Annotated in this window: 22 protein-coding genes; 12 read left to right on the forward strand and 10 right to left on the reverse strand. The window is 67.4% G+C overall.

Annotated features, from left to right (window positions below):
• The first annotated feature begins 46 nt into the window (after nt 1–46).
• Complete coding sequence (locus K8O92_17780; GenBank protein ID UAK29851.1) at nt 47–970, forward strand: tyrosine recombinase XerC; 924 nt, start codon at nt 47–49, stop codon at nt 968–970.
• A 150-nt stretch (nt 971–1120) separates the two neighbouring features.
• Here the strand turns inward: K8O92_17780 and K8O92_17785 are convergent, their stop codons facing one another.
• The 3 genes from K8O92_17785 to K8O92_17795 all read right to left on the reverse strand — a co-directional run bounded on the left by K8O92_17785 (nt 1121) and on the right by K8O92_17795 (nt 3072).
• Complete coding sequence (locus K8O92_17785) at nt 1121–2035, reverse strand: IS982 family transposase (protein ID UAK29852.1); 915 nt, start codon at nt 2033–2035, stop codon at nt 1121–1123.
• A 176-nt stretch (nt 2036–2211) separates the two neighbouring features.
• Nucleotides 2212–2400: a hypothetical protein gene (locus K8O92_17790; protein ID UAK29853.1), complete on the reverse strand. Its 189-nt coding sequence runs from the start codon at nt 2398–2400 to the stop codon at nt 2212–2214.
• Between the two features lie 153 nt (nt 2401–2553).
• Nucleotides 2554–3072, reverse strand: a complete 519-nt coding sequence (locus K8O92_17795; protein UAK29854.1) for a GNAT family N-acetyltransferase — start codon at nt 3070–3072, stop codon at nt 2554–2556.
• A 169-nt stretch (nt 3073–3241) separates the two neighbouring features.
• Here K8O92_17795 and K8O92_17800 point away from each other — a divergent pair, with 169 nt between their 5' ends.
• Entirely contained in the window at nt 3242–3928 is a 687-nt protein-coding gene (locus K8O92_17800) for an FHA domain-containing protein (protein ID UAK29855.1), read from the forward strand.
• A 47-nt stretch (nt 3929–3975) separates the two neighbouring features.
• On the opposite strand, the gene K8O92_17805 is transcribed toward K8O92_17800, so the two are convergent.
• From K8O92_17805 to K8O92_17815, 3 genes are all read right to left on the reverse strand, one after another.
• Nucleotides 3976–4641 carry a S1 family peptidase gene (locus K8O92_17805; GenBank protein ID UAK29856.1) on the reverse strand — a complete coding sequence of 222 codons (666 nt, stop codon included), beginning with the start codon at nt 4639–4641 and terminating at the stop codon, nt 3976–3978.
• Between the two features lie 199 nt (nt 4642–4840).
• Entirely contained in the window at nt 4841–5092 is a 252-nt protein-coding gene (locus K8O92_17810; GenBank protein UAK29857.1) for a hypothetical protein, read from the reverse strand.
• A 249-nt stretch (nt 5093–5341) separates the two neighbouring features.
• The gene (locus K8O92_17815) at nt 5342–6742 is read right to left on the reverse strand and encodes an MFS transporter (GenBank protein UAK35767.1); all 1401 of its coding nucleotides are present in this window, start codon (nt 6740–6742) and stop codon (nt 5342–5344) included.
• Nucleotides 6743–6859: 117 nt separating this feature from the next.
• On the opposite strand from K8O92_17815, the gene K8O92_17820 reads away from it, so the two are divergent.
• The 5 genes from K8O92_17820 (at nt 6860) to K8O92_17840 (ending at nt 11636) form a co-directional block, all read left to right on the forward strand.
• Nucleotides 6860–7597 carry a TetR/AcrR family transcriptional regulator C-terminal domain-containing protein gene (locus K8O92_17820; GenBank protein UAK29858.1) on the forward strand — a complete coding sequence of 246 codons (738 nt, stop codon included), beginning with the start codon at nt 6860–6862 and terminating at the stop codon, nt 7595–7597.
• Between the two features lie 143 nt (nt 7598–7740).
• Nucleotides 7741–8472 carry an acetoacetate decarboxylase family protein gene (locus K8O92_17825; protein UAK35768.1) on the forward strand — a complete coding sequence of 244 codons (732 nt, stop codon included), beginning with the start codon at nt 7741–7743 and terminating at the stop codon, nt 8470–8472.
• Between the two features lie 547 nt (nt 8473–9019).
• A complete protein-coding gene (locus K8O92_17830) occupies nt 9020–9385 on the forward strand; it encodes a DUF202 domain-containing protein (protein ID UAK29859.1) in 366 nt (121 codons plus the stop codon).
• Entirely contained in the window at nt 9382–9738 is a 357-nt protein-coding gene (locus K8O92_17835; protein UAK29860.1) for a DUF202 domain-containing protein, read from the forward strand. The genes K8O92_17830 and K8O92_17835 overlap by 4 nt, the downstream gene beginning before the upstream one ends.
• Nucleotides 9735–11636 (forward strand): MBL fold metallo-hydrolase, encoded by a 1902-nt coding sequence (locus K8O92_17840; GenBank protein ID UAK29861.1) that lies wholly within the window; start codon nt 9735–9737, stop codon nt 11634–11636. The genes K8O92_17835 and K8O92_17840 overlap by 4 nt, the downstream gene beginning before the upstream one ends.
• Nucleotides 11637–11723: 87 nt before the next feature.
• Here the strand turns inward: K8O92_17840 and K8O92_17845 are convergent, their stop codons facing one another.
• The 4 genes from K8O92_17845 to K8O92_17860 all read right to left on the reverse strand — a co-directional run bounded on the left by K8O92_17845 (nt 11724) and on the right by K8O92_17860 (nt 13890).
• Nucleotides 11724–12209, reverse strand: a complete 486-nt coding sequence (locus K8O92_17845; protein ID UAK29862.1) for a hypothetical protein — start codon at nt 12207–12209, stop codon at nt 11724–11726.
• Nucleotides 12210–12385: 176 nt separating this feature from the next.
• Entirely contained in the window at nt 12386–12898 is a 513-nt protein-coding gene (locus tag K8O92_17850; GenBank protein ID UAK29863.1) for a DUF1990 domain-containing protein, read from the reverse strand.
• A 180-nt stretch (nt 12899–13078) separates the two neighbouring features.
• A complete protein-coding gene (locus K8O92_17855; GenBank protein ID UAK29864.1) occupies nt 13079–13612 on the reverse strand; it encodes a M23 family metallopeptidase in 534 nt (177 codons plus the stop codon).
• Nucleotides 13609–13890 (reverse strand): hypothetical protein, encoded by a 282-nt coding sequence (locus tag K8O92_17860; protein ID UAK29865.1) that lies wholly within the window; start codon nt 13888–13890, stop codon nt 13609–13611. The genes K8O92_17855 and K8O92_17860 overlap by 4 nt, the downstream gene beginning before the upstream one ends.
• Before the next feature lie 381 nt (nt 13891–14271).
• On the opposite strand from K8O92_17860, the gene rpsB reads away from it, so the two are divergent.
• From rpsB to K8O92_17885, 5 genes are all read left to right on the forward strand, one after another.
• Nucleotides 14272–15084, forward strand: a complete 813-nt coding sequence (gene rpsB / locus K8O92_17865) for a 30S ribosomal protein S2 (GenBank protein UAK29866.1) — start codon at nt 14272–14274, stop codon at nt 15082–15084.
• A gap of 96 nt (nt 15085–15180) precedes the next feature.
• Nucleotides 15181–16005: a translation elongation factor Ts gene (tsf, locus tag K8O92_17870; protein ID UAK29867.1), complete on the forward strand. Its 825-nt coding sequence runs from the start codon at nt 15181–15183 to the stop codon at nt 16003–16005.
• A gap of 194 nt (nt 16006–16199) precedes the next feature.
• Nucleotides 16200–16928, forward strand: coding sequence for a UMP kinase (gene pyrH / locus K8O92_17875; protein UAK29868.1), 729 nt, complete (start codon nt 16200–16202; stop codon nt 16926–16928).
• 50 nt (nt 16929–16978) lie between these two features.
• Nucleotides 16979–17536, forward strand: a complete 558-nt coding sequence (gene frr, locus K8O92_17880) for a ribosome recycling factor (GenBank protein UAK29869.1) — start codon at nt 16979–16981, stop codon at nt 17534–17536.
• A gap of 192 nt (nt 17537–17728) precedes the next feature.
• Nucleotides 17729–18655, forward strand: coding sequence for a phosphatidate cytidylyltransferase (locus K8O92_17885; protein UAK35769.1), 927 nt, complete (start codon nt 17729–17731; stop codon nt 18653–18655).
• The last annotated feature ends 5 nt before the right edge of the window (nt 18656–18660 follow it).

An 18660-nucleotide genomic window follows, 5' to 3' on the forward strand; every position in this document is an offset into this window, starting at 1 on the left:
GGCGCGGGGGCTTGCCATCGGGGGCGCGGGTCGGGACGGTAGAAGGATGGAGGAGCTGCCCGAAGATCTGGAAGCGCTGCTGGTGGAGTACGGCAGGCATCTGCGCCTCGGGCGCAACCGCTCGGAGCACACTGTGCGCGCCTACTTGGGGGATGCGCGATCGCTGCTGGAGCATCTGTACTCGCGGTCGGCCGATTCGGCGATCCGCGAGCTGGACCTGTTGTTGCTGCGGTCGTGGCTGGCACGGCAAGCGGCGGTGGGCGCGGCGCGAACGACCCTGGCCCGGCGGGCGTCCTCGGCGCGCACGTTCACCGCCTGGCTTACCGCGACCGGCCGGTTGCCCGCCGATCCGGGACTGCGCTTGGGTTCGCCGAAGGCCCATCGCGTCCTTCCCGCCGTGCTCGGTCGCCAACAGGCGCTGGGCGCCATGGATGCGGCGGAATCCGGCGCTGCCCAGCGTGATCCGATGGCACTGCGCGATCGGACGATCGTGGAATTGCTGTACGCCACCGGCATCCGGGTCAGCGAGTTGTGCGGGCTGGATATCGAGGACGTGGACCGCGAACGGCGCGTGGTGCGTGTGCTCGGCAAGGGCAACAAGGAGCGCTCGGCGCCGTTCGGCGCGCCCGCCGACGAGGCGGTCGGCAACTGGCTGCGCTACGGGCGCCCGGCCTTCGCCACCGCGGAATCCGGTCGAGCGCTGCTGCTCGGTCGCCGCGGCAGACGCCTCGATCAGCGTCAGGCCAGAACCGTTGTGCACGAGGTGGTCTCAGCCATCCCCGGTGCACCGGACATGGGTCCGCACGGTTTGCGGCACACCGCCGCGACGCACCTCCTCGAGGGGGGAGCGGATCTGCGTGTGGTCCAGGAACTCCTCGGCCACGCCAGTATGGCCACCACCCAGCTCTACACACACGTCTCCATCGACCGCCTCAAGAAGGTGCACGACCAGGCCCACCCTCGCGCCTGACGCAGCCGGCCGACCGCATGGCACGCGCCGGGCGCCTCGTCCCATCCCAACGACGAGGCCGACGACGAGCCATACGCCTGGGCCAGAAGAAGCCGTCTAGATGAGTGATTCCAAGGGGGACCGGCTTTGCGGTTCCCCCTGTGGGAGAGGTCAGTGATCGTAGGTGGTCAGCGAGTGGTGGATCGGTGCGCCGGTGATGTCGTTGTGCCAGATCGCGGCGGTGAGCGCGAGGATGCGTTGCAGGATGCGGGCGATGACTCCAGCTGGGGTGCGCCCGCCATGGCGTTCCAGGTCCAGTTGGGCTTTGAGAGTTTGGTTGATCGACTCAACGGTTTGGCGCAGCGGCCTGAACAGGGCACTTCCTGGGCGTTCGGGTTCGCCTTTGCGCGCTGGACGCAACAGGTGCAGCCCGGCATCGGCAAGCTCGGACTCGAACCTGGCCCTGAAGTAGTTCTTGTCGCAGATCGGGGTTTGTCCCGGCCGCTGCACGAGCAGTGTGGGGTCGGCGTGCAAGATGCCCATCAGCGTCTCGCGTTCGTCGGCTTTGGCGCCGGTCAGGGCGAATCCGATCGGCAGCCCGCCGAGGGTGGCGACCAGGTGCAGGCGCAGGCCCCAGAAATAGCGCGAATGCGAGGCGCAGTACCCGTACTCGGCCCATACGGCCAGGTCGGATCGTTTGACGGTCTCGCGGGAGCGGCCGCATTCGACCGGTGTGGAATCGACCACCCATACGTCGTCGGACCACAGACTGGTGTCGGAGGCCAAGACTCGGATCACCGTGACGAGCATGGCGGTGGCGTTGCGTAGCCGCTTGTTGTAGCCGGGTTGTTTCGGCAGGTACGGAAACAGGTGCCGCAGACGCGTGCGGGCATACCGCAGCCAGCGGGCCTCGGAGGTGAACCCGAGCAGCGCCTGCATTACCGCCAACGTCACCAGTTCGGCGTCGGTCAACCGGGGCGCGAATCCGATCGCCGGACGCCGGGGAGCCAGATCCGAGCGAAGCTTCAACCAGTCGTCGGTAGTGACATAGAGTGCAGTGGCGAGGGTGTCGATGTCATTGCTCACAACCTTGACTTACGACGCCCTCGCCCAACTTCTCAAATCCACTACCTGACAATCACTTTCACAACAGCGATACCCGCGAGGCGACGACGGAACCCGATAGCTGCTCGGTGCGCTGCGCGACCGAACCGCGCAACGGCTCACGACGTCGGCGACCTACCAGCTCCGGCGAACAGCATTCAACGCTTGCGGGCCCGCGCCTGCCTGGTCAGTTCAGTGATCCGGTCGGGGCGGTGAGAATTGTTCAGCTCGGCCACCAGCTCATCAGGGCACAACTCATACACCTCACCCCACCAACGGCGAGCCCTGTTGTCCCATACGCGGTACCCGCCCGGCACACCGCGTGCCACGTACCGTCGTCGAGCCATGCCCGGATTCTAACGGCGCACCATGACACTGGGAATCACTCATCTAGGGCAACGGCGTACGAGCGCACCCTGCCTCCACCGACCGCGCGCGGATGCTCGCTCGAAGGCGCCGCACCGCCCGAGCAAGGCGGAGGACAGTGCGTCGGTCGCGGTTCACCATGACGATCCGTGCCTTGACGGGCTGACGTAGTAGTGCACCCGAGCCTCTTGCCGGTTCGCTGTGTACCAACCGCCGGATCCGCTGTGCACGCGCAGCCACCCACTCCGCTCGTACATCGCGATCGCCGCAGCGCTGCCGGACTCCACGGTGAGCACTGTCCGCTGCCCACGGCTCTCGGCTACGCCGACCGCCGCCGCCAGCAAGCGCACGCCCACTCCGGTCCGACGCGCACCCGGGACCACGAACAGCCGGATCACCGAGACGACAGCCGCCGTGCCGACCGCATCCCGCACCGCTTGCGGTGTTCGGCCGCTCACGCCGAGACCGATATGCCCGATGACCATCCCGTCGCGTTCGGCGACGACGGCCGCGAGGAGCTTGGGCGGCGACAGCCAACCCACCGGGTCCGTGGGCCAGAGTTCCGGATATCGGTCGACGTCGTGGACCTCGCGCAAGGCCGCGACGCAGGCGTCGAGGTCGGTGCCGGTCCGCGGTCGGATCATGACGCTCATCCGACCATCCTGATCCGCCTTTCGCTGCGGGCGCACAGTCGATGGCCGCACGTCCCGGTCAGGCATCGAAGTAGGCGAAACCGTATGTGATCACCGCCGAGGAGGCGCACCCTGAAGAGAGCGAATCGGTGCCCGCAGTTCACGACGTACTTCGATGGGAAAACGAACGATGTCTACGTTCAGCGGACCACAGGCCCTGCATCGCGGAACATACGCATTGGCAGGGCAGACCGCGTGGCGGCAGTCCGCCACCATTTCCACTACCTCCAAGCCCGTCGGCCCCGAAACGGCGCGCGAGATTTCTCTGGATGGGGGAGTGTCGAAAGTGACCATCGGGCGGTCCGCCGCCGCCGATATCGCCCTGACCGACGTGACCGTCTCCCGTCTGCACGCCATTATCGAGCGGGTGGGCGGTTGCTGGGTCATCGTCGACGACGGGCTATCGAAGAATGGGACATTCGTCAATGGTGAACGCGTCGGCGGGCGGCGGAAACTCGACTCCGGCGACACCATTCGGGTAGGGCGATCGGTATTCGTCTTCAAGGCCGCGTCATCCTCCGACGAGGAGATGACGCTTGCCAATTCACCACTGCCGAATCGCGATTCACTGACCCCGGCTCAGCATATGGTCCTCGAGGCGCTGTGCCGACCCTACGACGCGCGCAACGGGTATGCGTACCCCGCCTCCAACAGCCAGATCGCACACGATTTGTGCTTGAGTATCTCGACGGTCAAGACGCATATGCGAGCGCTGTTCCGGATATTCCGGGTCGAAGCCCTACCCCCGAACCAAAAGCGGCTGTTCCTGGTCGAACGCGCCATCGAATTCGGCGTTGTCACAGATCAGGAGAGGTAAAGGCTCCGGCCGGGCCGGATGCGGGATCGGGGCACCGGTGTGTCCGATCAAATCGGTTGGAAACCGGCCCCGGCCTCGCCGCGAGCGTTCGCGTCGGCGACGACCGCGCTGAAGTCGGTTCCGAGTTGCGGTCCGATGCACGGTACGACCAGGTAGCCGTTGACCATGCCGACCAGGGTGGTCCCAACCACTACTGGCCCGCCCGAATCGCCCTCGACGACACACGTCTGCGTCCAGGTCGCATTGCCGGCCGTGAAGACATTGCCATAGGCGGGCCCGCAGGTCCGCCCGGTTGTCCGGCCTTCCTTGCAGACGAAGTCCCCGGATTGGGCCGGACCGCCCAGATCGGTGATCGTCGTACCGCCCACCTGATTGACCGGCACGACCATTTCCGGATCGAACACGATCACGGCATAGTCCAAACCGCTGTCGGCATAGGCGACAGTGCCGACGGCGCCGGCGTCCCGGTTGGATTCGGCCACGACCGTGGAGTTCACTTCACCGCAATGCGCTGCGGTGAATCCGACCAACCGGCCACCGGAATCACGTCCGATAGTGGTGAGGCTGCAGATGTTCTGACCGCCGACGACGATGCCCGAGCCGCCGCCCAGAACGGACGGAGACTCGGCGTGTGCGGCCCCGGGCGCCCCGAACAGCGCCGTGCCTGCGGCGAGTGCCGCGGCAGCGCTCACGAGTTTCCTGAACTTGGCCATCCGGTAATTCAACCGCACTTATCCGAGCCGCATGATTGATTCGCAGAAGTTCCCTGACCGGGTGCGCCGGTGGACCGGCGGCCATATCGGCAGGCCCATCGACGGAGAGCCCGGTCAGGGTATGTGCGAGCCACTTGCGACACGATCCGAGACGAGTCGCATCGTGCCCTGGTCCTCAGCTCCCTTCTCGGAAGTCGGGTCAGGCGGCGCACACGAATACGGCCACCGCGTTGACGACCGGCGGAAGCAGCAGGAGAGGAGCACAGAAAATACCCAGCGGCCAAACCAGGCCCAGCGTCGCGGGTTCGACCTGCGCCGGGATCGGCGTCGAATTATCCGCCACTGGTCCCGGGGATACGTCCGGGGCAGCGGAAGCAAAACCTGAACCGAGTGCGATGATCGGTGCGAGCGCTACCGCCGCCGCCGTTGCGCGCATTTTGTTCGTGGTCATGATGTCTCCAGAGGATTGATTGCTTTCACTAGCCCTCGTTTGTTGAAGGCCGTCAGATGTGAACACCTTCAACTTTGCTCGGAGGACACGCGCAAGACCATCAACCCCCGGGTCGGAATCATTCATACCGGGGGATCCGGAAAGGCGTCGCCATCGCTACTCGACGCGAACCGGAGGCCCACCGCCCGGGGCGGCTGCGCCGTGACGGGCGGATGACGCGCACGCGCCCGTCACGGCTCACCGGCACAGTCAGGCGTTCGCGACCGGGACGGTCTCCGGCTGTTCGGCCGGCTTCGGTCGCCGTGCCCGCAGCAGGACCGCGCCGAGCAGGGCGGCCGCGATACTGAATCCGGCGCTGATCCACGCGCCGGTGGACATGGCGGCGGTGAATGCCTCCTTGGCGGGCTCGATGTAGCCGAGCTGGAAGGCGGCGCCGATGGATTCACGCGCCATGTCGGGCGCGTCGGCGGGCATGTGGGAGGTGAACACACCGGCCAGCACGCTACCGAGGACGGCGATGCTGATCGCCATGCCGACCTGCTGGATGGTGTCGTTCATCGCGGAGCCGACACCGGCGTGCTGCAGCGGGATCGCGCTCATGATCGCCGCGTAGGCGGCCGGACCCGCCAAACCGCCGCCCACGCCCATCACGAGCATGCTGACCAGAATCCAGAGATAGCCGGTCGCGAGGGCGAGGATGCCGAAGGCCACGCCCATGACGAGCAGACCGGACACGATGAGCGTCTTGTTGCTCAGCGTTTTGCCGAGAGTCGCGCCGAGGCCGTTGCAGACCGCCGCGGCCACGGCGTACGGCAGCAGCGCCAGACCCGCTTTCATCGGCCCGTAGCCGAGCACGAACTGCAGGTACTGCGTGAGCATCAGCATCACCGCGCCCATCCCGAACACCATCAGCAGCAGGGTGAAACAGGTGCCGGTGAAGTCGCGACTGCGGAACACCGCCAACGGCAGCATCGGATGGACGGACCGGCTCTCCCATACGACGAACGCGGCCGCCGCGACGGCGGCCAGCACGAGCACGGGAATGTTCCATTCCCGCTCGATGATCACGTAGACCGTCGCGGTCAGCGCCACGACCGAGAGCACGACGCCGACCAGGTCGACCGGCCGTTGCTCCCCGGTGGTCTCCGGCATCAGCACGACGGCCGCCACGATCGCGAGAACCGCCACCGGGATGTTGAGCAAGAAAACCGAACCCCACCAGTAGTGCTGGAGCAGGAATCCGCCCAGCGTCGGTCCGGCGACGATGCCGACCATGGAGACCGTCGACCACGCCGCCATGGCCGTACGCCGTTCGTCCTCGGCGAAGGTGGTCATCAAGATCGACAAGGTCGACGGCATCAGCAGCGACCCGCCGACGCCCATCGCGACGCGCGCGGCCACGACCTGCCACGGTTCGGTGGCCAGTACGGCGGCCAGCGACGCCACGCCGAACACGGCCAGCCCGCAGATCAGCGCTCGCCTCCGGCCGAAGCGGTCGGACAGGCTGCCCGCGGTGAGCAGGAGACCGGCGAAGACCAGCACGTAGGCGTCCAGAATCCACTGCACGTCCGACGGGGTGGCGCCTAGCTCCCGGATCAGCGACGGGATCGCGAGATTGAGCACGGTGCTGTCGAGCATCAGCACGAGCAAGGAAAGACAGAGGACCCCCAGGATCCACCACCGGCGGGGGTCTCGTACAACGTTCGATTCCACTCGCACAGCGTACGAGAAAGTCGAACGGTGTGCGAGCGAATATAGGATCGTGTCGTGACCAAGCAGCAGTTCTCGTCGGTATGGACCAAGCAGCCGCGCCAGCCCAGGGCGTCCGGGCTGCACCGGGAGCAGATCATCGCCGCGGCGGTCGAGATACTCGATGCCGAAGGGCTGGATTCGCTGAGCATGCGCAAGCTCGGCGCGAAGCTGGGTGCGGGAGCGACCAGTCTCTACTGGCACGTCTCCAACAAGGATGAGCTGCTGGAGCTGGTGCTCGACGAGTTCTGGGGCATGGTCCGGACCCCGGAGCCCGAGCGGGCGTCTTGGCGGGAACTGCTGACCACCTTCGCCTACAGCTTTCGCGCGACCATCAGGGAGCATCCGTGGGTGGCGTCCTTGGTCGGGCGATTGCCCAGTATCGGCCCGAATTCCTTGCGGCTGAGCGATCGGCTGCGCCGCGCGTTCGTCCAGGCGGGTTTTCAGGGTGTGGACATCTATCTGGCCAGCGGATCGGTGATGTGTTTCGTCCTCGGCCAGGTGATTCCCGAAATCGCTTGGGACGCGGCGTCCCGGGGAGCCGAGATGGACACCGACGGCATGCTGCGCGTGATGAACGAACTGGCCGGCGACTATCCCGAAATGCTCGCGGACTATGAGGCGGCCGTGCCGACCGACCCGGAGGTCGCGCGCGCGATGGCCTTCGACTTCGGCCTGCTGTGCGTCCTCGATGGCCTGGAAGCTCGCCTGCGTAACGCGCCGAAGTCGTCCGAGGTCCGTGTCGCGGAGGAGTGAGCCCATAAGATTGAAACGTGTTCCTTGCGACTGAAAGCGCATGGAAACGTGCATTGCGTCGATAAACTGATACGTGTTCCATATACATGACCAGTGGACACGCGATCCGGCGCGCCCGTGCCGATGCGCAGAAAGGCGTCGACGTGAGCACGCACACCGTTCTCGGTCGTGAGATACACATGCCGGTCCGTATCCGGCTCGCGCACGCCTTCATGGCCACCTACCTGGTGCCCGCCGGGTCGGCTCAACGCCTCATCGACTACTCCGGGCTGCGAATCCTCCGGCTGCCCGGCGGGCGGGCGATGTGCACGCTGGTCTTCGTCGACTACGTCGACGGCGATCTCGGCCCTTACAACGAGTTCGGTGTCTCGTTCATGGTGCGACACCACACCGCGGGAACGGCGGAGCGTTTCGGTGATTCGAAGGCGCTGGTGACCGGGCGTGCGGGCGTACTGATCCACCGGCTGCCGGTCGACGGGGATTTCACCTTGGCCGCCGGGCGCGGCATCTGGGGGTTTCCCAAGGAACTCGCCGAATTCGTCGTCGACCACGGTGCCCGCACGCGCAGTGGCGCGCTGCACCAGAACGGGCGGCTGATCGCGGATCTCCGGGTGCGGCCCGGGTTCGCGACCCCGAACGGACGCGCTGCCGCCTCCTCGTTCGACGCCTACTCGCACATCGACGGTGTCACCCGTTGTACGCGCTGGGAAATGCGGCCTTCCGGCATGCGGGCGCGGGTCGGCGGAGCGGAACTGAAACTCGGCGATCACGAGATCGCCGCGGAACTCCGGTCGCTCGGCCTGCCGCGGCGCGCGCTGATGTCCTCGTCCGTGGCGCGGCTGGCCATGACGTTCGAGAACGCGATCGTGATCTGACACCCCGCTCGAATCGCGCATAACCAGCCGGTCACGGGCGGGGCGGAGCGTGGACGGGTCCCGTGGCGCCGGTTACGCTGACGTAGCTGATTATTTGCCAACGCTACAGCTATGGAGTGGTGCCCGTGAGCGTCACCAATCGGACCTACCCGGCGGAGAAGCGCTGCGAACTGGTCCGATTGCGTGATATAGGCCAGCGAACACGAGACGCGCGCCGTTCCATGTGCTCCACTGTAGCCTTGACCCGGGGCGGTCCGGGACTGATCTGGCTTTCGATCAGCTACCCGCGTAACGCGGCGGCGAGCGAACCTTCTGTGGCGAGGTGTCCGGCGTGCGTCCCCACATCGATCGTGTTCCCGCGGTCGGCGACGGCGTCCCGCGAGTTGCCGCGATCCGCACTAGCGTGGTGTGCCGTGAGCACCGTGCAGTCCGGCGTGATCCCGTGCACCGGAACGTCGCCGCATCCCGGGCGCCGTGCGCTTCGGCGCGAGTGGGCCGGTCGCACGCGGTCGCGCACCCGGGTTCTTCCTATCCGAGCCGAGGCGGCGTGACGCTGCCGAATCCCGAAGCCGAATCGGAAGACGGTGAAGAGGAACTCGACTACCGCTTCACCCTCGCGAACGAGCGCACCTTCCTCGCGTGGATGCGGACCTCCTTGGGGTTGCTGGCCGGTGGTGTCGCGGTGCACACCCTGGTCCAGTCGTTCCGAATCGCGGGACTGCGTCGCGTGATCGCGCTGAGTTGCCTGGTCTTGGCGGCGGTCGTCGCGGTCGGCGCGTACGCGCACTGGCGGCGCGTCGGCGTGGCCATGCGGCGCGGTGAACCGCTGCCGGACACGGTGCTGGTGCCGATCCTGTCGGCGGGCATCGCGGTCGTCTCGGTGCTGGCGGCGGTGGCGGTGCTGCTGCGGTGAGCGCGCCCCATCTGTCCGCCGAACGCACCGCACTGGCGTGGCGGCGCACCGCCGTGGCGGCGATGGTCGTCGGCACGCTGTTCGTGCATCAGGCCCTCGGCAGCGGGTGGCGTGCCTCCGCGTTCGCGCCCGTCGCGGCCGCGCTCGCGATGGCGGCGCTGGCCGGGGCCTGCTACCTGCGTAACCACGGTCTTCGCCGGGGTCGCTACGCCCATGGCGGTCGCATTGTCGCCGCGACGGCCGCGGCGGTGGTCGTGGTCGCGGTGACCGCGGCGGCGGCCGGCTCCCTCGAACCGCTACCCGAGCAGGGGGGCGGCTCAGCAAGGTCCGAGACGACAGGAGGACGACAATGAGCACAGCGAGCGAGCCGAGCGATTTCATCGTCGCGGAGCACCAGCGTGCGGCCGCCGCACTGCCCTTCGCCGACACGACCGATCCGGCCGACGCCGAGCGCGGATTCATCGCCGCGCTGACACCCGGCGTGGTCGCCTCCGAAGACGGAACCGTCGTGTGGGACAACGACTCCTACGCGTTCCTGCGGGAACCCTGCCCCGCGTCGGTGCATCCGAGCCTCTGGCGGCAGTCCGGCCTGCTCGTGCGGCAGGGGTTGTTCGAGGTCACCGACGGCATCTACCAGATCCGCGGGCTCGACCTGTCCAACATGACGCTCGTCGAAGGCGCAACCGGCGTCGTCGTCATCGATCCGCTGATCTCGGCCGAGACCGCGGCGGCGGGTCTCGCGCTCTACCGCGCCCATCGTGGCGATCGCCCGGTGACCGGGTTGATCTACACGCATTCGCACGTCGACCACTTCGGCGGTGCGCACGGAGTCGTCACAGCGGAGGCGGTCGAGCAGGGGCGCTGTCCGGTGCTGGCGCCCGCCGGTTTCCTGGAGCACGCGGTCGCGGAGAACGTTTACGCGGGCACGGCGATGGCGCGCCGTGCGGGGTACATGTACGGCGCGGTGCTGCCGCGCGGTCCGCTCGGCGCGGTGGGCTCCGGGCTCGGCCAGACCACGTCGGTCGGCACCGTCACACTGATCCCCCCGACCGTCGACATCACCGCGACCGGTCAGGAGGAGACCATCGACGGGATACGAATGGTCTTCCAGCTCACGCCCGGCACCGAGGCACCCGCGGAAATGAACTTCTACTTTCCCGACCGCCGCGCGCTGTGTATGGCCGAGAACGCGACCCACACTCTGCACAATGTGCTCACACTGCGCGGTGCGGTGGTGCGCGACGCCCACGTCTGGGCGAAATACCTGACCGAGGCGATCAACCTGTTCGCCCGGGACTCCGACGTCGTCTTCGCCTCGCACCATTGGCCGACCTGGGGCACCGAGCGCCTGGTGGAGTTCCTCGCACTGCAACGGGACCTGTACGGGTACCTGCACGACCAGACCGTCCGTCTACTGAACCAGGGGTACGTGGGCGCGGAGATCGCCGAACTGATCACGCTTCCGCCCGCGGTCGCCGAGGCCTGGCATGCGCGCGGATACTACGGTTCGGTCAATCACAACGTGAAGGCCATCTATCAGCGCTACATGGGCTGGTTCGACGGCAACCCGGCGCACCTCTGGGAGCACCCGCCGGTCGAATCGGCCCGGCGGCACGTGGAATTCATGGGCGGTGCGGAGGAGGTGCTGCGCAAGGCCCGGGCTTCCTACGAGGCCGGGGACTATCGCTGGGTGGCGCAGGTGCTCGATTACGTCATCTTCGCCGACCCGGACAACGATGCAGCGAAAGCGTTGCAGGCCAGTACCTTCGAGCAACTCGCCTATGGTGCGGAGAACGCGACCTGGCGCAATTTCTATCTCAGCGGAGCCTACGAGCTGCGCTACGGTTCGTTCGGCACGCCGGCCAAGCCCGAATCGCCGACCATGGTCGCGGCGCTGAGTATCGACCAGATCTTCGACGCCCTGGCGCTGCGCGTCGACGGTCCCAAGGCGTGGGACCATCGGCTCGTCACGGATTGGATCCTCACCGACCAGGACCGCCCGCACCGGCTCGAACTGCGCAACGGTCGCCTCACCCACTTCGATGTCGCCCCGGGCATGCGGCTACCCGAACCGGACGCCACATTCACGCTGGCCAAAACCACCCTGATCCGGGTGTTGCTGGCCGGCGACGACTTCGGCGTCGCGGCTGCCGCCGGCGATATCGTCATCGAGGGAGATGTCACCAAGCTCGCCGAACTGGTGCACATCTTCGACGCCCCGGATCCCGATTTCGCGATCGTCACACCGTAGGCGTCCGGCCGGTCACGCCACAGGCGGCCGGTCCTCGGGCGGGCGCCGGTGTCGGCCCGGTCGCCGATACGAGAGCCTGCGAGCATCTCATCTCGACTCCCGCCCGAAGAAGTAGCCGACGACGATCCCGGCAAGGCCGGATACCGGCGCCAGATATTGCGTCAGCTCCTGCGCCGGTACACCTTTGACAATGCCGAACATGACTCCGGCGACCGTACCTGCCACGAGCGCCGTGGCCAGTCCAGCGCGGTAGCGCGATTCGAGGATCTTGTTCCTCGCTTCCGCCTCTTCCTTCGCCAGTTCGGTGCGCCTCGACTCCGCCTGCAACTCGTGGTCGCGCCGGGCGCGGTCGACGGCTTCGGTGTCCGAATACGCGGATGCCTGGTATTCGCGCTTGGCCGTGATGTAGGTCATCAACTGATCGAACGACATGGAATCGAGGCCCATCAGCCGTGAAGATTCGATGATCTCCTGGATCTCGACACGGGCGTCAAGCATCTCGTCGTAGACGGGCGACGCTGGATCTACCGGAAGATTCGAGGGCTCCCCGGCCATCTCGGGTTCGGCGGTCACCGGAAAAGTATCGCGCGCCTCTTGGTCGATCGATGGACAGTCGGAAGTTCTGATAGAAGCGATTTCAGACGCCGCGGCCACATGCCCAGCCGTGTGTGGCGAGGCCTTGCATGCCGAGGCTCGGGTCCTGACCGAACTGCTGTAGCTCTCCGCCGCGCCGGACGGAGACATCTCACTCAAACAGACTTCGGTAAGGCTGCCAGGTACCTGCTCGCGACGAAGCGCTGGATCAGCCGGACCGCGGGTCCGCCGAGGCGGGTGTACCAGGTGGCGGGGCGGGAGAACGCGACGATCAGTCCGTACACCGCGTCTTCGGCGGCGTCGTACTCGACGGCGAACAGTTCCTCGCCGGACGCGGGGTGTCCGGGCAAGGTCCCGTACGCGAAGCCTCGCCTGTCGGGTTCGTCGAGGACGTACACCACCCGGCACGGCGCGACGATCCCGAACGGACCGAATCCCAGGCGCACTGTGATGGTGGTGCCGGGCTCGGCGGTCGGGGTGTCGGCGGATCGAAAGATCCCGGTGCCCTTCTGCACCCGATAGGCGCGGATCTCCGCACCCGCGTGCTCGAACAGTGCTCGTCCGCGCCCGATGCGCCGCCGCAGCCGAAACCCGTGATATCCCTCCGGCAGCGGCCCTCGGGTCGCGCCGACCTCGGAATACGTGAACGCTGACAGCCCATCCTCCATGCCCTGATCTTCACCCCGCCCACCCGGTACCGCCAGCTCTCCCCACCGACACGCCGATTCGTGGAGTGGGCTTCCGCGACGCCATGGGCCCGTGTCCCCAGCCGCATCGCACCTGGCACCGCCGGCGGCGCGCCACCCGCCCCTGAGTGCGCGAAGAAGCAACGAATCCAGGCGCCGGGTTCAGGGACGCACAGGTTTGAGCCGCAGGGGAGCGAGGTACAGGAGTCCCAGGGGGTCCAGATACTCACGGCTGCGTCGGCTATCGCCCTCGGCGCGTGCGCCCCAGTGCAGGCACGGCGTCGCGCATCCGGGATGCCCGGCCTCCAGCGCGCCGATCGGGGTGCCCCGGCCGACGCGCCTGCCGACGGGAACCTCGGCGCGAACCGGCTCGTAGGTCGTGCGCAGCCCGCCGGGGTGGGCGATGGACACGACCGGCTTGTCGGCCACCGTCCCCGCGAACACGACGATCCCTTCCCCCGCGGCGAGCACGGCCTGCCCCTCGCTGCCGGCCAGATCGACCCCCCGATGCCCCGGCAGCCAGTTCTGCGCCGGCTTGTCGAAGCGCTGTAGCACCGCGGGGCGCGGTTGTAGCGGCCACCCGAACCGGCCGGGTGCGGCCGTCGCCATCGGCTCCGTGGCGGCGACCGCGGCGACGGCGATTCCGAGCAGCGGAGCAAGCCACCGGCCCAGCCGCCTGCCGTGCGGCGATGTCATTCCCGCCGTACCGGGAAGTCCGTCTCCGGTCGCGATGCCGGCTCGGCGGAAGTCGTCTCGAGTCGGTCGTGCCCACCGGCGTCGCGGCCGGATTGCCGGAACGGGCGAGGCGCGCGCCGCAGCAGATCGGAGAGCGACGGCGGGCAGACCGAACCCGCGCACGCCCCGAGCGCGGGTTCCGGCGCGGGCGCCTCGGCCCCGGCCGGCGGCGTGACGACGACGCCGAGCACGAACAACAGTGGAACCAGGAAGGTCGTCACGGTGGAAATCGGTTTCATGTCCTCCACCCTCCCGTGGTCGAACTGCGGCCGACGGCCGGATCCCCGGAATGGGGATAACTCGCTTGCCTGTGGAAAGCCTCCGTTCCGCCTGGTCAAAGGGTTCCGCTCGGATCGATTTAGGTCTGCGTGCGGCGAGGCCGTAAACTGATCGAGCGGTCTGTGCCTGCATGGACCGACTTCGCGCGCCACCCGTGCTTGTTCCTAGCGGCGCTGTCCGAATCGAGCCCGAGATTTCCGGGTTCGCGGCAGCGTGTTCGGAACAGTGAATCGCCGGCTGGTCCCCGCCTTCCCGGCCGGGTCCGACGATTCGGCGGCGCCAGGGCAGCGGATCGCCGATTCGCTGCGTCAACCGGCAAATGAAAGAGAGATACGGGAGCTATGGCTGTCGTAACCATGAAGCAGCTGCTCGACAGCGGCGCACACTTCGGACACCAGACCCGGCGCTGGAACCCGAAGATGAAGCGGTTCATCTTCACCGACCGCAACGGCATCTACATCATCGACCTGCAGCAGACCCTGACCTACATCGACAAGGCCTACGAGTTCGTCAAGGAGACCGTCGCCCACGGCGGCACCGTCCTCTTCGTCGGCACCAAGAAGCAGGCCCAGGAGTCGATCGCGGCCGAGGCGACTCGCGTCGGGATGCCGTACGTCAACCAGCGCTGGCTGGGCGGCATGCTCACCAACTTCTCCACCGTGCACAAGCGCCTGCAGCGCCTCAAGGAGCTCGAGGCCATGGAGCAGACCGGTGGTTTCGAGGGTCGCACCAAGAAGGAAATCCTCATGCTGACGCGTGAGATGAACAAGCTCGAGCGCACCCTCGGCGGTATCCGCGACATGCAGAAGGTGCCTTCGGCCATCTGGGTCGTCGACACCAACAAGGAGCACATCGCCGTCGGCGAGGCGCGCAAGCTGAACATCCCGGTCATCGCGATCCTGGACACCAACTGTGACCCCGACCTGGTCGACTACCCGATCCCGGGTAACGACGACGCGATCCGCTCCGCCGCCCTGCTGACCAAGGTGGTCGCCTCCGCGGTGGCCGAGGGCGTGCAGGCGCGCGCCGGCGCGTCCGCGGGCGACGAGAAGCCGGAGGCGGGCGCGGGTGAGCCGCTGGCCGAGTGGGAGCAGGAGCTGCTCGCGCAGGCCGCGCCCGGTGCCGAGGCCGCCGAGAGCTCGGCCGAGGCCTGAGACTCTTCATCCGCTGTTTCGGCGGCGATCACGAGCGAGTGCCATCGTGATCGCCGCTGCCAACACCCACACTTCTCCGAAGGAGGCTCGCCGAGAATGGCGAACTACACCGCTGCCGATGTGAAGCGGCTCCGGGAGCTGACCGGCTCCGGCATGATGGACTGCAAGAACGCGCTGGCCGAGACCGACGGTGACTTCGACAAGGCCGTCGAACTGCTGCGCATCAAGGGCGCGAAGGACGTCGGCAAGCGTGCCGAGCGGACCACCGCCGAAGGCCTGGTCGCCGCCAAGGACGGCGTCATGGTCGAGATCAACTCCGAGACCGACTTCGTCGCGAAGAACGCGGAGTTCCAGCAGCTGGCCGAGCAGGTCGTCGCCGCGGCGGCGGCCGCCAAGCCGGGCGACCTGGAGTCGCTGAAGGCGCTGGACCTCGGCGGCAGGACCGTCGACGAGGCCGTGCAGGCGCTCGCCGCGAAGATCGGCGAGAAGCTCGAACTGCGCCGCGTCATCTCGCTGAACGGCCCGGTCGCCACCTACCTGCACAAGCGTGCCTCGGACCTGCCGCCCGCCGTCGGCGTGCTGGTCGAGTACACCGGTGAGGGCGATGCCGCGGCCGAGGCCGCCCGCGCCGCCGCCATGCAGGTCGCCGCGCTCAAGGCCAAGTACGTGACCCGCGACGAGGTCCCGGCCGACATCGTGGAGAACGAGCGCCGCATCGCCGAGCAGACCGCTCGCGAGGAGGGCAAGCCCGAGGCCGCGCTGCCGAAGATCACCGAGGGCCGGGTCAACGGCTTCTTCAAGGACGTCGTGCTCCTGGAGCAGCCGTCGGTCACCGATTCGAAGAAGACCGTCAAGAAGCTGCTCGACGAGGCCGGTGTCACCGTCACCCGCTTCGCCCGCTTCGAGGTCGGCGCGAACTAAGTCCCGCCGCACCCCCAGCGAGCAGGCCCCCCGCCGACCGAACGAACGCCGGTTGACGGGGGGTCTTCTGCTGCCGCCGGAACCGAGTAAGGCAGGATGGATGCCGCTCTGCCTAGCTCCACGCCACGGGCTCCCGCCGTGCGCGCCGAATCGCCGCAAATCGACAATCCACCGCCGAAGGAGACTGGAGACCCATGACGGACCCGGGGACCGATCGCCCAGGATATCGCCGGGTGCTGCTGAAACTCGGTGGGGAGATGTTCGGCGGAGGCAAGGTCGGGCTGGACCCGGATGTGGTGCAGACGGTCGCCGAACAGATCGCCGAGGTGGTCGCCACCGGCGTCCAGGTGGCCGTGGTGATCGGCGGCGGAAACTTCTTCCGCGGCGCCGAGCTCGAGGAGCGCGGCATGGAACGCGCGCGCTCGGACTACATGGGCATGCTCGGCACCGTGATGAACAGCCTTGCCCTGCAAGATTTCCTGCAACAGCAGGGCGTGGACACCCGGGTGCAGACCGCGATCACCATGGGCCAGGTCGCCGAGCCCTACCTTCCGCTGCGCGCCAAGCGGCACCTGGAGAAGGGCCGCGTGGTCATCTTCGGAGCCGGCATGGGCATGCCGTACTTCTCCACCGACACCACGGCGGCGCAGCGCGCGCTGGAGATCGGCGCGGACGTGGTGTTGATGGCCAAGGCGGTCGACGGAGTGTTCACCGCCGACCCGCGCGTCGACGAGACCGCGACCATGTACTCCGAGATCACCCACAAAGAGGTCATCGAGCGCGACCTCAAGGTCGCCGACGCGACCGCATTCAGCTTGTGCATGGACAACCAGATGCCGATTTTGGTGTTCAATTTGTTGACCAAGGGCAATATCGCCCGCGCGGTCGCCGGTGAGAAGATCGGCACACTGGTTAGGTCCTGATACCCGCTGACCGCGGATCGTGACATGACGACGCTGTGGAGGAAACGGTCGTGATTGAAGAAGCGCTCTTCGACGCCGAGGAGAAGATGGAAAAGGCCGTCTCGGTGGCGAAGGACGATCTCGGAACCATTCGTACCGGTCGGGCGAATCCGGGCATGTTCTCCCGGGTCGTCGTCGACTACTACGGATCGCCGACCCCGATCACCCAGATGTCCAGCATCACGGTGCCGGAGCCGCGCATGGTCGTGATCAAGCCCTACGAGGCGGGCCAGCTCGGGGCGATCGAGACCGCGATCCGCAACTCGGATCTGGGCGTCAACCCCACCAACAACGGTGACATCATCCGGATCTCGGTGCCGCAGCTGACCGAGGAGCGCCGCCGCGAACTCGCCAAGCAGGCCAAGGGCAAGGGCGAGGACGCCAAGGTCGCCATCCGCAATGTCCGTCGCAAGGCGATGGACGAACTGTCGCGCATCCAGAAAGATGGCGAGGCGGGGGAGGACGAGGTCGGGCGCGCCGAGAAGGAGCTCGACAAGACCACCGCCAAGTATGTCGGCCAGGTCGACGAACTGGTCAAGCACAAGGAAGCCGAACTGCTCGAGGTCTGACGCGGATCGGTCGGCAGGAGTGACGGGCCCGGAGGAGGCCCGGTCACCGCGAGTGCCGCCGGAACCCAGCGGAGGCCCGCCCGGGCGGGGGACGAACGGAACGACGAGTTGAGCGACGGGACAATCGTGGCCGAGAACGCCGCCGCGGCCGGTGCGGCAGAGGAGCCGCCGGTGAACGGGACAGCCGATGCGATGCACGAGCAGTCGCACGATGCTGCTGCGTCCGGTCATGAACCGTTAGGCTCCGCCGCGGCGTCGGAGTCGGATGCCGCGGCCGCCCGCACCGCCGCGCCGTCGAGTGGTTCGCGCGCGGGTCGTAATCTGCCCGCCGCGCTGACCGTCGGCTTCGGTCTGGGTCTTTCGCTGATCGCCATCCTGCTGTTCGTGCCGAAACTGTTCATCGGCGTCGCGGCGGCCGGTGTGGGCGTGGCGACCTGGGAGGTCGCCAAGCGCCTGCGTGAAGCCGACGTGCTCGTCCCGCGGGTTCCGCTGATCGTCGGCGGCCAGGCGGTGTTCTGGCTCGGCTGGCCCTACGGCGCCAGCGGTGTCGCGGGCGCGTTCGCCGCCACCACCTTGATCTGCATGGTGTGGCGGCTGTTCGACCACGGTTTGCAGACCGCGCCGCGAAACTTCCTGCGTGACACCGCCATCACGGTGTTCACGCTGGCCTGGATTCCGCTGCTCGCCTCGTTCGCCACGCTGCTGCTGCTCGAGCCGGACGGCAACCTGCGGGTGCTGACGTTCATGATCCTGGTGGTCTGCTCGGATGTCGGCGGTTACGTGGCAGGCGTGCTGTTCGGCAAACATCCGATGGTGCCTTCGATCAGCCCGAAGAAGTCGTGGGAGGGTTTCTGCGGCTCCCTGGTGTTCAGCGTGATCGGTGGTCTGCTCACGGTGACGCTGCTGCTGGAGGCCAACTCGATGATCGGCGTCGTCCTCGGCGTCGGCCTGGTGCTGGTGGCCACCTGCGGGGATCTGATCGAGTCGCAGATCAAGCGCGAACTCGGCATCAAGGACATGGGCACGCTCTTGCCGGGCCACGGCGGCATCATGGACCGTCTCGACTCGATGCTGCCTTCGGCGTTCGTCTCCTGGCTGGTGCTGTCGACGCTGCTGTGATCCGG

Origin of the sequence: Nocardia asteroides (assembly GCA_019930625.1) — a bacterium.
GTDB lineage: Bacteria > Actinomycetota > Actinomycetes > Mycobacteriales > Mycobacteriaceae > Nocardia > Nocardia sputi.